General features: G+C 69.7%; 11 protein-coding genes. 3 read left to right on the top strand and 8 right to left on the bottom strand.

From position 1 onward, the window contains the following. Positions 1 to 67 precede the first annotated feature (67 nt). Positions 68 to 649, bottom strand: a complete 582-nt coding sequence (locus ACH47X_RS08710) for a hypothetical protein (RefSeq protein ID WP_397403343.1) — start codon at positions 647 to 649, stop codon at positions 68 to 70. Positions 650 to 791: 142 nt separating this feature from the next. Here ACH47X_RS08710 and ACH47X_RS08715 point away from each other — a divergent pair, with 142 nt between their 5' ends. Genes ACH47X_RS08715 through ACH47X_RS08725 form a run of 3 tightly spaced genes read left to right on the top strand, consistent with a single transcriptional unit; the run spans position 792 to position 4,658 of the window. Next, a complete protein-coding gene (locus ACH47X_RS08715) occupies positions 792 to 2,213 on the top strand; it encodes a hypothetical protein (RefSeq protein ID WP_397403345.1) in 1,422 nt (473 codons plus the stop codon). 43 nt (positions 2,214 to 2,256) lie between these two features. Continuing rightward, entirely contained in the window at positions 2,257 to 3,444 is a 1,188-nt protein-coding gene (locus ACH47X_RS08720; RefSeq protein ID WP_397403347.1) for an AAA family ATPase, read from the top strand. 5 nt (positions 3,445 to 3,449) lie between these two features. Next, positions 3,450 to 4,658, top strand: coding sequence for a vWA domain-containing protein (locus ACH47X_RS08725; protein WP_397403490.1), 1,209 nt, complete (start codon positions 3,450 to 3,452; stop codon positions 4,656 to 4,658). 766 nt (positions 4,659 to 5,424) lie between these two features. On the opposite strand, the gene ACH47X_RS08730 is transcribed toward ACH47X_RS08725, so the two are convergent. The 7 genes from ACH47X_RS08730 to ACH47X_RS08760 all read right to left on the bottom strand — a co-directional run bounded on the left by ACH47X_RS08730 (position 5,425) and on the right by ACH47X_RS08760 (position 13,601). Then, positions 5,425 to 5,787, bottom strand: a complete 363-nt coding sequence (locus tag ACH47X_RS08730) for a hypothetical protein (RefSeq protein WP_397403349.1) — start codon at positions 5,785 to 5,787, stop codon at positions 5,425 to 5,427. Between the two features lie 74 nt (positions 5,788 to 5,861). After that, positions 5,862 to 6,851 carry a DUF7878 domain-containing protein gene (locus ACH47X_RS08735; protein WP_397403351.1) on the bottom strand — a complete coding sequence of 330 codons (990 nt, stop codon included), beginning with the start codon at positions 6,849 to 6,851 and terminating at the stop codon, positions 5,862 to 5,864. A 127-nt stretch (positions 6,852 to 6,978) separates the two neighbouring features. After that, on the bottom strand, positions 6,979 to 9,747 hold the full coding sequence (locus ACH47X_RS08740) for a cation-translocating P-type ATPase (RefSeq protein ID WP_397403353.1): 2,769 nt from the start codon (positions 9,745 to 9,747) through the stop codon (positions 6,979 to 6,981). A gap of 168 nt (positions 9,748 to 9,915) precedes the next feature. Beyond that, the gene (locus ACH47X_RS08745) at positions 9,916 to 10,395 is read right to left on the bottom strand and encodes a DUF2199 domain-containing protein (protein ID WP_397403492.1); all 480 of its coding nucleotides are present in this window, start codon (positions 10,393 to 10,395) and stop codon (positions 9,916 to 9,918) included. 314 nt (positions 10,396 to 10,709) lie between these two features. Then, the gene (locus tag ACH47X_RS08750) at positions 10,710 to 10,895 is read right to left on the bottom strand and encodes a hypothetical protein (RefSeq protein ID WP_036968655.1); all 186 of its coding nucleotides are present in this window, start codon (positions 10,893 to 10,895) and stop codon (positions 10,710 to 10,712) included. Between the two features lie 174 nt (positions 10,896 to 11,069). Next, positions 11,070 to 12,494 carry a type I glutamate--ammonia ligase gene (gene glnA, locus ACH47X_RS08755; protein WP_397403355.1) on the bottom strand — a complete coding sequence of 475 codons (1,425 nt, stop codon included), beginning with the start codon at positions 12,492 to 12,494 and terminating at the stop codon, positions 11,070 to 11,072. 369 nt (positions 12,495 to 12,863) lie between these two features. Continuing rightward, positions 12,864 to 13,601 (bottom strand): DUF4191 domain-containing protein, encoded by a 738-nt coding sequence (locus tag ACH47X_RS08760; protein WP_036968665.1) that lies wholly within the window; start codon positions 13,599 to 13,601, stop codon positions 12,864 to 12,866. Positions 13,602 to 13,643 lie beyond the last annotated feature (42 nt).

Raw genomic sequence — 13,643 nt, forward strand, 5'->3', positions numbered from 1 at the left:
CGGGCTTCGCATATCGGACCATGCAGTTGCTGCCAGGGCCAGGGCGGTCCTGGCAGCAACCGCATGGTCAAGAGTCGGCGGACCAAGCCCGGTACTCCCCGCGGGGCCGTCCGAACTCAAGTCCGTTCTCGTCGAGTGCGTTGTGGACGAGGACCTCGCCGTGCTCAAAGGTGATGCACACGGCGACCATGCCGTTCGCGAGGTCTGGTCCCTGCACTCGCCACTCGAGGAGTTGGCCGGCAACGACCCGTTGCCCGTGCAGGCGCTTCAGGTCCGGAATCGCGTCGTTGCGCCAGGCGAGTGCGCTGTCGGGCCAGGTGACGGGGCTGAGCGCGTCGATCGTGTTCCAGGTGATCGAGAGCTCGTCGAGCTTGTTGTGCTGGATCTCCAGCTGTTCGTCCCCGAAGTCGAAGAGCACCGGTGCGTCGCAGAACCACGAGTCGTCCTCGACGTCCCAGAGCACCCAGGTACGCGCGAGGGTGCGGCCGAAGAGCGCACTGAGGCGGGCGCCGTGCGACGTCGCGATCGTGCCGATTCCGCACTGATACACGGGCCGGTAGTGGTCGATCCCGAAGTAGCGGCTCCACGGCGACGAATCGTCGGCACGGAGGACATCCTGAGCTCCTTCGTGCTGTTCGGTGCGCTTCACGTGCCAGAGCGTAGGACAAAGTGCGTCCAGGCGAGGCGCGACGGGAGGCTATCGGTCACGCATCCGGCCTGCTAGCCTCCCTCCCGATGATGACCTTCACGATCACCAGATTGGGGGTCCGGTACACCGAAGGTGAGTGCTGATGCACTCACTGAGGTCGACCGAGAACCTCCGGCTCCTTTCCTGGCAGCGGGTACGTGAATATGCCGTCCCGCCGCCCCTGATCGAGACCGCGACAACCCGCCGCCTGGTGGGTGACTGGACAGGCGCGTGCGCGGCGGCGCGGATGGACGTCGACGTGGACCTGCGTGCCCTTCGGCGCCGTTACGGCGTCGAGCTCGCGGCCACCGTCCGGGCGGACCTGCGCCACCTCGCACCCGACCTTCTCCGCTGGCACATGCCGCGGATGATGCCCGACGGGCTGCTCCGGCCGTCCGTGACCTCCGCGCTGACCTCTTACGCCCTTCCTGATGGTCGGACGGCGCATCTCGTGGTGCGCACTCCGCCCGCCTGGGCGGCGGGGCCCCAGCGCATGAGCCTCGCGTGGTGGGACGGTGAGGCACGGGCCGCACCCCACCCTGACCGCCGCTACCGACTCGACCTGCACCGGCACCTCTGGGACGTCCGGCAAAGCGCCGAGCTCGCCCAGCGCGCGGGTGCCGGGCAGGACGGCGCTCCGGCGGACTGGGCGGTGGCCAGCTGGGCCACCGAGGCAGCACTTCTCCTGGTCGCTGACGGTGTGCCTGACGACGGCATCGTGGTGCGGCTGGGCGGACAGCGTCTTGTGCTCCGGGTGGACGGCCAGGGCTCGCCGCAGCCACCGACACCGGAAGACCTGGCGGCGCTGATCGACGGCACGCGGGCCGTCCGGTCGAGGTCCCGCGCGCGCCAGACGGGCCATACCTCGGGCGCCGACGTCGTCGTGCTCCCCGACGCCGCCACCTGGGTGCCCCCCGACGTCCTGCTGCTCAGGGCCGGGCTGATCGCGCCCGGCGACTTGCACCCCCTGGTCGCAGCGGCGCTCGCACCTGACAGTGCCCAGCCCCGCCGCCTCGCGCCCCCACCCGGCACACGACAGGTGGAGTGTCGCGGCGCGGTACACCGGCTGGCAGTCGTCGCCGGTGTGCTCACCGCCCTCGACCACTCCGCGGACGAGATCCGGCACGAGGAGCTGCTCGCCCAGCTCGGCGGCACGCCGTTGCCGTGCCTGCATGTCATCGACCAGCTGCACCGCGCCCCGACGGCGCTCGCGGACGTCCGGGCACGGCTCGACCACGGTGACGTGGAGTCCGCACTGTCCGTGGTCGAGTCGCTCCTCGGACCGGAGGCGGTTCTTCGTGCCGGCGACCTCCAGGACGAGCTGGCCGCGGCGGCCGCTGGGCGGGTCGCGTACGGCGTCCATCGTGCCGGCCTGCTCCCGGCGATGCTCCATCCGGACCCGGAACCGTACCCAGGCCGAGCACTCGCCACCGACATCGCGTTTCGTGCGTCCCTCATCGCCTCCAGGACTCCGCGGCGACAGCGTGATCGTCGCACCCGCCGCCTCCTCGCGGCCGCCCACTGACCTGCCCGGCACCGACCGGACCCCTACCTCTCACAGGTGACCCATGACTTCTCAACTTTCTGTCGCATCCGACCTCCTGACCTTGCTGACCGGCGCAACGACCGAGCCGCGTCCGGAACCCCAGCTCACCGCGCTCGCCCTCGCGGTGGCCGCAGACGTGCCCGTGCTGCTCTGGGGCGAGCCGGGCATCGGCAAGACCTCGGCGATCACGCAGCTCGCCGACTCCCTCGACCTGCCGCTGACCACGGTGATCGCGAGCGTGCACGAACCCTCCGACTTCAACGGGCTGCCGGTCGTCGGTGACGACCCGGCACGGCTCGGCGTGCCGATGGCGCCGCCGGACTGGGCGGTCCACCTGGCCGAGGCCGGTCGCGGGCTGCTGTTCCTCGATGAGCTGTCGACCGCCCCGCCGGCCGTGCAGGCGGCGCTCCTTCGTGTCGTCCTCGAACGTCAGGTCGGTGCCTTGCGGTTGCCCGACGGCGTCCGCGTCGTGGCCGCGGCAAACCCGCGCGGCTCCGCAGCCGACGGCTGGGAACTCAGTGCCCCGCTGGCCAACCGGTTCGTCCACCTGCCGTGGCGGCACGACCCCGACGTCGTCGTCCGGGGCCTGGGCGGGACCTGGCCGCGCGCGGTGCTCCCGCGGCTCGAACCGGAGCAGCTTCCCGATGCCGTCGCGTTCGCCCGCCGGGCCGTCTGCACCTTCCTGGAGGCGCGACCTGCGCTGATGCACCAGCTGCCCACCAGCGAGACCCGCCGCGGCGGCGCGTGGCCCTCACCGCGGAGCTGGGATACGGCCCTCCGCCTGGTCGCGTTCGCCACCGCCGCTGGTGTGGACCGCGACGTGCTCTCGCTCCTCGTCAAGGGGGCCGTGGGTGACGGGCCGGGGTTCGAGCTCCTCGCGTCGATCGACCGGCTCGACCTGCCCGACCCCGAGACGCTTCTCGCCGACCCCGCCTCGGCCGTGCTGCCCGATCGGGGCGACCTGCGCCTCGCCGTCCTGGACGCAGTGGTGCTCGCGGTGAAGAAGCAGCCGGACCAGGAGCGTTGGCACGCTGCGTGGGAGGTGCTCGTCAGGGCGCTCGAGACCGGCGCCCCCGACCTGCTCGTGACACCCGTCATGACGCTCTCGACGCTCCGCCGGCCGGACTGGACCGTCCCCGCCGCGATCGAACGGCTCGCGGTGGCGGTCCCTCTCGGCAAGCACGCAGGCCTGCTGCCCGTGGGGGCGTGACGACGATGAACACCGAGAAGCTCTACGCGGCCCGCCTCCGGGCCTGCGGCCTGCGTCCGTATCTGGCGACCGCCCTGTTCGCACTCGACGTCGTGCCCTCCGCCGCAGTGCCGACCATGGCCGTCGACCGGTACTGGCGCTGCTACGTCTCGCCCGCGTTCGTCGACCGGATGACACGGGAGGAGCTCGCCGGAGTCTGGGTTCACGAGGTCTCCCATCTGCTCCGTGACCATCACGGCCGAGGCGACCGCCTTGTCCGGGCGGGCAACGGCGCCGGCGAGCGGTCCTGGCGCTTCCGGCTCAACCTGGCGGCGGACTGCGAGATCAACGACGACATCTTCGACGAGGACCTTGCCCTGCCCGATGGCGCCGTCACGCCCGACCGGCTGCACCTGAAAGCGGGGCTCCTGCTGGAGGAGTACATCAACGACATCAGCCTCGGGCCGTTGACCGACCCGTACGCCTGGCACGACTGCGGTAGCGGCGCCGACGGGCAGGACCGCGCATGGGACCTGGGGGAGCGGGGCGCGCGGGGCCTGACCGAGTCGGAGCGGGAGGCCGTCCGGTTCCGGGTCGCCCGTGGCATCGTCGGTGCGCCCGGTGACGCGACCGAGGGCTGGCGACGGTGGGCCAACGACGTCGTCCACCCACCGCAGCCCTGGCGCGACCTGCTCGGTGCGGCCATCCGGTCGGCGGTGACGAGCAATGGTGTCGGCGACAGCTACACCTACGCGCGCCCGGCGCGGAGGAGCACCTCGTTGCCCGGCGTGATCCTGCCGAGCCTGCGCCGCCGACCGCCGCGCGTCAGCGTCGTGATCGACACCTCGGGATCGGTGAGCGACGACGAGCTCGGCAGCGCCCTGCTAGAAGTCGCCGCGATCCTGAAGGCCCTCGGCGGACGCCGCGACCTCGTCACCGTGCTGTCCTGCGACGCGGCCGTGCACACGGTCGGCCGTATCTGCGACGCGGAGGGTATCCCGCTGGTCGGCGGCGGGGGCACGGACCTGCGGACAGGGATCGAGGCGGCCCTCGGTCGTAGCCAGAAGCCCGACACGCTCGTCGTTCTGACCGACGGGCAGACGGCCTGGCCGTCGTCCGGTCCATCGTGCCGGACCGTCGTGGGGCTGTTTCCCCGGCCGAGCAGATGGCAGGAGAAGCGTGCCTACCAACCTCCGGCGCCGCCGGGCTGGGCCCGCGTCGTGCGCATCGGTTGATGCGTGGCCTGGACTGTTCGGCCCATGCGAGCCAGAGATCTTGACCACGCAGTTGCTGCCAGGATCGCCCTGGCGCTGGCAGCAACTGCTTGGTCGAAATGTCGGGCGTCGGGCGTCGGTCGCGTGCCACACTCACGCCCGGGGGGCCGGACGCTTTGGCCTGGCTCGGCCGTGCGGGTGCGGCACTGGACATCGACCAGTATGCCGACCTGGTCGGCGAGCCCGACGAGGTCGAGGTTGGGTACCGGCCACCGCTCGACTTCGAGTGGTGGCGGGAGTCTTTGGCGGCGTCTCTCCGGTATCTCAAGGCATTGCGGAAGGGGCGCGAGAAAGGAACCCCGGGCACCAGTTTCGTTGCCGCAGCTTCGACGCAGCACCCGGCGAAGTTCCCAACTGCGACCCCTGAGCCGCTCGTGATGCTCTACGGGGCGATCGACGAGGCCTCACTCCTCACTTTCGACAACGGCTGTCTGATCCATCCCGCCACGTGGCTCGACGAGGCGAACGAGCGAGGGCACCCGCGTCAGGTAGACCTTGACGGCACCATTACTGAGGTCGTGACATTCGGGTCGGACAACGTCGGTGGGTACGTCGTCCTCGCTGTCGAGAGTGGCCAGGTGCTGTATGTTCCGGCGGCGGGAAGCCACGGCGCTGACAGGACTTCAGCTGTCGGAGTCGCTCGTGAGGTGGCGACCGATCTCGACGCGGTTGCTCGACATAGTCGACAGCCATGTAGAGAACTTGATTCCGTAGGACGGCCGGCGTGTCAGCCGACTGTGACGTCGATTGATTTATCGGGGAACACGAGCCTGCCCTCGCTGATTTTCCGCGAGTCGGTTCGCTGGTGGCCGACCGCGCTCCACAGGGCCTGGCCCGCCGCATACCGGACGTCGCCCGGCCAGGTGTCTACGTTCGATGTCTGGACGGCCACCACGACGACGAGGAACGAACCACTGTCGCCCGGAAGCACGTCGAGTGCGCGCCGCACGCCGTCGACGGCCTCGTCGATCTCCTCCGTGTCGGTGTCGAGGCGGTAAGCGAATGGACCGTAGGCGTCGAGACGCCAGGCGAACGGCGCGGTACCGACGACGACGGCGTTCGTCGAGGAGCGCTGCGCCGCGACGGTCACGGACGCCCAGTGGGCTAGGCCACCGTGTATCAACCTCAAGCGGTACTCGCCCGCGGCGAACTCATGCCCTGGCATCAGACCCCCGTCGGAAAGAACCGGACGCCGGAGACCGGGATGGCCACGGAACTTCCGACCGCGCCTGCGGGCGGGGTGCCGATCATCTCGACAGGCGTGACTGCGGGTCCGGACCTCAGGAGGAGGACACTGTCGGGATCGATCCGTTCGACCACACCGCGCAGCCACGACCGTTCGTCGTCCGCCGTCAGAGAGGCACCGTCGGATACGAAGAGCGCGTCGGCCCACGAACACGGCCCATCTGTATCCACCCCGGTGTCGGTCGTCTCGCCCACGCCGGGGAGCGGCCCGTCCCAGGTACCACGCAGCCGTCCTGCTGGGCTGTCGACCACCACCTCTGACGCCCGGCTCGCTCCGGCCAGCACGGTCACACGCATTCCCAGTACCCCGGTCTTGAGGTAACTCTCGGCAATGTCATGTAGGCGTCGGTTCACCGGATCGATCCCGCCCACGGCATCCGCCACGAACGCCTTGCCCTCGGCGAGCGGCATGTCGAACGCGCGGCACATGGCCAGGATCGACGTGATCATGGACCCCGTGGCATCGCGGACCGCGACGGCGGTGGCCACCTTGATCGCGTCGACGAACGTCTGCAGCTCCCGATGAACGGCCACCCAGGAACGCGGTGCCGTCGTCGTCCCGGAGAAGCAGGATCCGACCGTCCACCCGAGCCCGGTGCGGATGATCTGCACGACACCCGGAACGTCGTAGGTCATGGAGTCGAACGTGAAGTCGTGCTCGGGCGCGTTCCCGTCCATCCATCGGCTCAAGGCCCAGGCCAGCTCGGCCACAGGAAACAGCGGCTCGGCGAAGACGACGTGCTCGCCGTCCTGGATCGTGAAGTCGGCCTCCACGTTGGCATGTACCTCTGCACCGGTCAACGCTGTCGGCCTACCCGAGACTCGCAGAAGGTCGATACGACGGGGTAGGTCGGTTGCATCCACGGTTCCGAAACGGAGGATCGGCGGCGCTTTCGCGGACTGCTCCATCGCTGGCAGACTCCTTCGTCACGGGCAGGCAGCGGCAGCTGCCCGGTCCGCATCATTTCAGACCTGAGCACCTGGTCGAGCGCTCCCCACCACACACGCGCCGACGTCGGCGACCTGACCACCCCGCTCACGCCGGCCGCGCCACCCCCGCGATCGGCACCGGCCCCGGCGCAACCTCTGTCGCCTCCCGCCGCCGCAGGAAGATCTTGATGATCTCCTCGATCACCAGCAGGCTCAGCGCCAGCAGGATGCACAGGCCCCACTGCTGCCCGTCCAGCCCCGTGGTGCCGAAGATCCGCTCCAGCAGGTCGATGGTCGTGATCGCGACGATCGCCAGCAGCGACAGCCCGTACCGCCGCAGCTGCGCGGCCCCGGGAATGGCGTCGCGGTCGAAGATCGTGCCGAGCTGGTCGCGGGACAGCAGGCCGGCGAGCACGTGGAAGAGGGAGAGCGTGGTGAGCAGCATGGTCGCCGCGACGATCGGGCCGCTCAGGCCGAGCCCGAGCTGGTACGCCACGAGCGACCCTGCGGTCATGACCGCGCCCTGCACGCACAGCCGGACCCAGGCCGTCCGGGACAGGACCGGCGCCCCGACCGGGCGTGGCGGCCGGCCCATGAGCCCCTTGGTGGGCTTGTCGAAGCCGAGCGCGATGGCGATCGGGATGTCGACGACCATGTTCAGCCACAGGATCTGCAGCGGGTTCAGGGGCGTGCCCGCCGCGATGTTCGCGATGCCCGCCACCAGGAAGATCGCGATGTACGCGACCAGCGTGGACATCTGGAAGCGCAGGTATTTCACAAGGTTGTCGTAGAGGCCGCGGCCGTACGAGACGGCGTTCACGATGGTCGCGAAGTTGTCGTCGGTCAGGATCATCACCGCGGCCTCCTTGGAGACCTCGGTCCCGGTGATGCCCATCGCGACGCCGATGTCGGCGGCCTTGAGCGCGGGCGCGTCGTTGACGCCGTCGCCGGTCATCGAGACCACGTTGCCCGACCGCTTGAGCAGCTGCACCAACCGGATCTTGTCCTCGGGCGCCACCCGCGCGACCACACCGATGTCCTGGAGCTGCACCAGCAGCTCCTCGTCGGTCAGGTCCGCGAACTCGGCGCCCGTCAGAGCGCGGCCCTCGATCCCGAGCTCCGCGGCGATCGCAGCGGCCGTGGTGGCGTGGTCGCCCGTGATCATCCGGACCCGGATCCCGGCCGACCGGCACTTTGCGATCGCGGTCCTGGCCTCCGGCCGTGGCGGGTCCACGATGCCCACCATCGCCAGCAGCGTCAGCTCGCTGACGAGGGCGATCAGGTTCCGGCTGTTCGTCCGGGCGACCTCGAAGACCGCCGGGTCGATGTCGCGCCGGGCCACGACCATCACGCGCTCGCCGGAGTTCGCCATGCGGTTGTTCGCCTCGAGCGCCAGGCCGCTGTTCTCGTCGGTGATCGGCACGACGGCGCCGTCGGGGGCGCGGTAGCTGGTGCCGCGCGCGATGAGCACGTCGGGGGCACCCTTGACGAAGCAGCGCACCACGGGACGCCCGTCGTCGTCGGCCATCTCGTGGAAGGTGGCCATGAACTTGTACTCGGAGTCGAACGGCACCTCGGCAAGGCGTGGGTAGTCCCGCCGGGTGGCCTCGATGTCGAGCCCGCCCTTGGCGCCCAGCACGATCAGCGCGCCCTCGGTGGGGTCGCCGATGAGGTTCTCGCCGTCGAGCACGGCGTCCGCGCACAGGATCATCGGCAGCAGGTACGGGTCGAGGTCGGTGGCCGCCCCACCCACGTGCTTGATCTCGCCTGCGGTGCCGTAGCCCTCGCCTGTGACGGCGAAGACCGGGTGGCCCGGGATGGCCAGCTCGCGGGCGGTCATCTTGTTCAGCGTGAGGGTGCCGGTCTTGTCGGAGCAGATCGCCGACGTCGAGCCGAGCGTTTCCACCGCGGGCAGCCGCTTGACGATCGCGTGACGCCGTGCGATCTCGCGGGTACCCATGGACAGGAGGGCGGTCACGACGGCGGGCAGGCCGGTCGGGATCGCCGCGACAGCCAGGGCGACACCCGTGATGAACAGTGCGTCGAACGACTCGCCACGGATCAGGCCGAGAACGACGACGAAGACCAGCGCGACGGCGGCGATGGACGCGATGATCTTGGACAGCCCGTCCAACTGCTTCTGCAGCGGCGTCTTGTCCGCCTCGGTGCTGGCCAGCAGGTTCGCGATGTGGCCGATCTCGGTGTTCATGCCGGTCGCGGTCACGACCATCTCGCCGCGCCCGCGCGTCACCGCGGTGTTCATGTAGGCCATGCAGGTCCGGTCGCCCAAGGGGATGTCGTCGCTGGCCACGGGATCTGTCGACTTCGCGACCGGGAGGCTCTCGCCGGTCAGCGCCGCCTCCTCGATCTCCAGGGTGGCGGCCAACGTGATCCGGCCGTCGGCCGGCACCCGGTTGCCCGCCTCGACCAGGACGACGTCACCGGGCACCAGGTCGCCGGCGTCGATCTCGACCGCCTGACCGTCGCGCCGGACCCGGGCGACCGTCTTCATCATCTGCGCCAGCGCGGCGACGCTCTCCTCGGCCTTTGCCTCCTGTCGCAGCCCGATGACCGCGTTGAACAGGGTCAGGCCGGCCAGCACGATCGACGTGCCGACGTCGCCCGTGACCAGCAGGTTCACCACGGCGGCCACCAGCAGCACGATCTGCATGAAGTCGCGGTACTGCCGCCCGAACGCCTGCAGGGCGGACTCCTTCTTCGCCGCGACCAGCCGGTTCGCGCCGTACATGTTCAGCCTGCTGGCCGCTTCGGCGGCGCTGAGCCCCTCCACCACGTCCACATGAAGCCGGTTGGCGACCTCGATGGCGTGGGTGGACGCCGGGTCCACCGAGATCCGGCCGACGGTCCGCGTCATGGTCGCCTCCAGCGCGCTCCATCGGGCGCACCCTGAAGCCAGGCGACGCCTCCTCCGCAAACCACACGATGGCGGACGCCGGCGCGCCCGGCATCCCCCGAAACGGGCGACGTGGGCGGGGGCGACGACGCCGCCGGTGGCCTGGGACGCAGGCCGGGCCGGACCGCGCTAGGCGGTCCCGGTCAGCAGCCGGTTGAGCTCAGCGACGCGGTGCATCGTGATGCCGGTGTGCGTCTCGTGCACGAGCGGGTGGTCGAGGTCGGGCTGCAGCTCGACCCAGGGGACCCGGCCCGGCTCCCGGGTGTGGATCCGCGCCGGCAGCGGCACGGTCTCTGTCCCGTACGGCAGGGAGGAGCACAGCCAGGCGAACATGGGATCGAGGTTGCCACGTCCGGGGTCGTCCCAGTGCTCGGCCTGGGTCCGCATGCTCTCCTGGCTGAGGGAGACCCACACGGACCAGCAGAAGGGACCGTCGTCGGAGTCGTGCACCGGGATCTCGATGTGGGCGCGCACGAAGTAGTGGATGGAGCCGTCGGCGGTCGGCAGGACGCACATGTCGGCGTTGAGCTCCCCGGCCGCGCTCGGCGTCGGACACTGCGAGCCACGGGTCCGGGGCGTCCGGTCCGAACACCATGGCGAGGCCGGAATGAGTGATGCCGCAGGTGGCGCAGACCCGGCCGCCGGTGCCGGCGTTCTCGGCGCTCATCGCGCGACTACCGAGAGGTCCTCGACCGGCGGCAGGACCCCGCGCTCGTCCGCCGTCATCGCCAGGGCCTGCGTCGTTGTCTCCACGCCTGAACGATATCGGCGCCGCAAGGACGCGATTGCTGCTCGGCGGCGGTTGACCACAGCAGTTGCTGCCACGAGCGGCCGCCGTACGGCAGGAACCGCTGTGGTCAACCAACCGCCGTCAGCCCGAGCCGAGTCAGCCCGAGCCAATCAGGGCCGCAGCCGGATGCCAGTCACGGCGGCGGTTCGGTCGTCATCTGCCCCAGGCCCTTGGCCAGCGCGCCGATGCTTCGAGCCAGATCGGCGAGCGCTTCCGTCGTCGCCGCGTCAGGCCCCGTCAGTCCGGAGAGGCGGCTGTATGCCTGGCCGGCCCACTCCTCCGCTGATCGGAAACTGCTCATTGCCTCGTCGGTGCTCATACTTCGACGATGCCACGCCACCCTGATTCGGCACTTCGAAGCCGGTGTGAACTGGGTCGGACGCAGAAGAGCCCACACGGGCCGCCACCGGGAAGGTGTTGCGGCTCGTGCGGACTCTTCGTGCGCTACGGGGCCAGGTATGGCTCGTGAGGCCCGGAATCTAGCCGATCAGGCTCAGATGTCGTAGTACAGCTCGAACTCGTGCGGGTGCGGCCGCAGGCGGATCGGGTCGATCTCGTTCTCGCGCTTGTACGCGATCCAGGTCTCGATCAGGTCCTCCGTGAACACGTCACCGGCGGTGAGGTACTCGTGGTCGGCCTCAAGCGCGTCGAGCACGCCGCCGAGCGACGTCGGGACCTGGGCGATCTGCGCGTGCTCCTCGGGCGGCAGCTCGTAGAGGTCCTTGTCCACGGGGGCCGGGGGCTCGATGCGGTTCTTGATGCCGTCCAGGCCGGCCATCAGCATCGCGGCGAACGCCAGGTACGGGTTCGACGACGGGTCCGGCGCGCGGAACTCGATGCGCTTCGCCTTCGGGGAGGAACCCGTGATCGGGATACGGATCGAGGCGGAGCGGTTGCGGGCCGAGTAGACGAGGTTCACGGGAGCCTCGAAGCCCGGCACCAGGCGGTGGTACGAGTTCACCGACGGGTTGGTGAAGGCGAGCAGCGACGGCGCGTGCTTCAGGATGCCGCCGATGTACCAGCGAGCCAGGTCGGACAGGCCGCCGTAGCCCTTCTCGTCGTAGAACAGCGGCTCGCCGTTCTTCCAGAGCGACTGGTGCGAGTGCATGCCCGAGCCGTTGTCGCCGAAGATCGGCTTCGGCATGAACGTGGCCGACTTCCCGGCCTCGAACGCGACGTTCTTGATGACGTACTTGAACTTCATCAGGTCGTCGGCGGCGTGCAGCAGGGAGTTGAACTTGTAGTTGATCTCCTGCTGGCCGGCGGTGCCCACCTCGTGGTGCGCGCGCTCGACGGAGAGGCCGACCTGGCCGAGGGTCTTGACCATGTCGTCGCGCAGGTCCGCGAAGCGGTCGCTCGGCGAGGTGGGGAAGTAGCCGCCCTTGTACCGGGTCTTGTACCCGAGGTTGCCACCCACCTCCTCACGACCGGTGTTCCAGGCGGCCTCGACGGAGTCGATCGAGTAGAAGCTCTCGTTCGCGGCCGTCTTGAAGCGCACGTCGTCGAACACGTAGAACTCGGCCTCGGCACCGAAGAACACGGTGTCGGCGATGCCGGTCGACTTCAGGTAGGCCTCGGCCTTGGCCGCGATGTTGCGCGGGTCGCGAGCGTAGGCGTCACCCGTGAACGGGTCCACGATCGAGAAGTTCACGATCAGGGTCTTGGCCTTGCGGAACGGGTCGATGTACGCCGTCGCGATGTCCGGCACGAGCTTCATGTCGGACTCGTGGATCGCCTGGAAACCGCGGATGGACGAGCCGTCGAACATGAGGCCCTCGCTGAAGGCGTCCTCGTCGAACTGCTCGACCGGGATGTTGAAGTGCTGCGTGACGCCCGGCAGGTCGATAAACCGGACGTCGACGAACTCCACCCCCTCGTTGCGGGTGAAGGCGATCGCCTCCTCGGCGTTCTTGAACATCTGCGCTCCTTGCTCGCTCGATAAGTCCAGGGGGAGTCCGTCGCACGACGCCGAACGGCTGGGCAGGCTTGCACGCGGATCGCCACGAACCTAAGGGCAGGTGGTTTCTCTCGGGTTACTGATTGTTGCCGGTGTGTTTCTCACGCCTCTCGGCGGTGTAACCGAGGGGAGATGTGCTGGTCGTGGCCCCGGCAGCGTTATCACAGCGTGCCAGAACTCACATGCCGCGGCCCGGCGGCGTCCGTCCATCGGACGCCGGAGGGCCGGTCGACGGACACCGCGAAGGGGACGCCTCCCGTACGGGAGACGCCCCCTTCGAGGTCAGGCGGGTCGGCCTTCGGACGACGGCCGCAGCCTGGCGGGCGCCGGTCAGCGGCCGCGCATGCCCTTGCGGTCGGGCCGGGCGCGAGTGGGGTCGATGCCCTTCGGGATCGGCAGCTTCATGCCGCCGATGGCCTTGAGGCGCTTGCTGATCTCGGCCACCTCGGCGCGGGTGAGCGTCGACTTGAGCTTGGTGACGGCGCGCGCGACCTTGGTCAGCGGCACCTGCCCCTCGCCGTCGCCGCACTGGATCACCGTGACCGGCACGTTCGACAGGATGCGGCTGACCTTCTTGCGCTCCTGGTCGAGCAGGCGCGTCACGCGGTGCGACGGTCCCTCGGAGACGAGCACGACGCCCGCCCGGCCCACGCCCCGGAACACGAAGTCCTGGTTGCGGGCGTCGACGGCGACCGGCTCGTCCTCGAACGTCCAGCCGCCGCGGACGGTGCCGAGCGCCGCACGCGCCGCACCGGGCTGCCCGGCGATCTGCGTGTAGGCCGCCTTCTCGGCGCTGCGCGACAGCACGAACATCGCCGCGAGCACGCCGAACGGCACGCCGATGACGAGCGCGTAGACCCACGGGCCGGCGAGGACGCCGATGAGCAGCGCTACCGCGACGACCCCGACGAACGCTGCGAGCATCCACCAGGTGACGAGCGGGTTCTGCTTGCGGGTCATCTGGTAGACGTCCCACAGCTGGTGATACCAGCGGCGCTTCTTGGGCTTCTTCTGCTTGGTGACGGACGCGTCGTCGCGCGCTTCGCCTCCGGACGAGGTTCGGGCCATGGTCATCGATTCTAGTGCGCTGCGAGCGTTCGGCGTGCCGGG

The sequence above is a fragment of the Promicromonospora kroppenstedtii genome, assembly GCF_044389675.1.
Taxonomy (GTDB): Bacteria; Actinomycetota; Actinomycetes; order Actinomycetales; family Cellulomonadaceae; genus Promicromonospora; species Promicromonospora kroppenstedtii.

Bases quoted from the DNA above. Each gene is read 5' to 3' on its own strand.
- ACH47X_RS08715 (WP_397403345.1), top strand. From the start codon at position 792: ATGCACTCACTGAGGTCGACCGAGAACCTCCGGCTCCTTTCCTGGCAG.
- ACH47X_RS08720 (WP_397403347.1), top strand. From the start codon at position 2,257: ATGACTTCTCAACTTTCTGTCGCATCCGACCTCCTGACCTTGCTGACC.
- ACH47X_RS08725 (WP_397403490.1), top strand. From the start codon at position 3,450: ATGAACACCGAGAAGCTCTACGCGGCCCGCCTCCGGGCCTGCGGCCTG.
- ACH47X_RS08735 (WP_397403351.1), bottom strand. From the start codon at position 6,851: ATGGAGCAGTCCGCGAAAGCGCCGCCGATCCTCCGTTTCGGAACCGTG.
- ACH47X_RS08740 (WP_397403353.1), bottom strand. From the start codon at position 9,747: ATGACGCGGACCGTCGGCCGGATCTCGGTGGACCCGGCGTCCACCCAC.
- ACH47X_RS08750 (WP_036968655.1), bottom strand. From the start codon at position 10,895: ATGAGCACCGACGAGGCAATGAGCAGTTTCCGATCAGCGGAGGAGTGG.
- glnA (WP_397403355.1), bottom strand. From the start codon at position 12,494: ATGTTCAAGAACGCCGAGGAGGCGATCGCCTTCACCCGCAACGAGGGG.
- ACH47X_RS08760 (WP_036968665.1), bottom strand. From the start codon at position 13,601: ATGGCCCGAACCTCGTCCGGAGGCGAAGCGCGCGACGACGCGTCCGTC.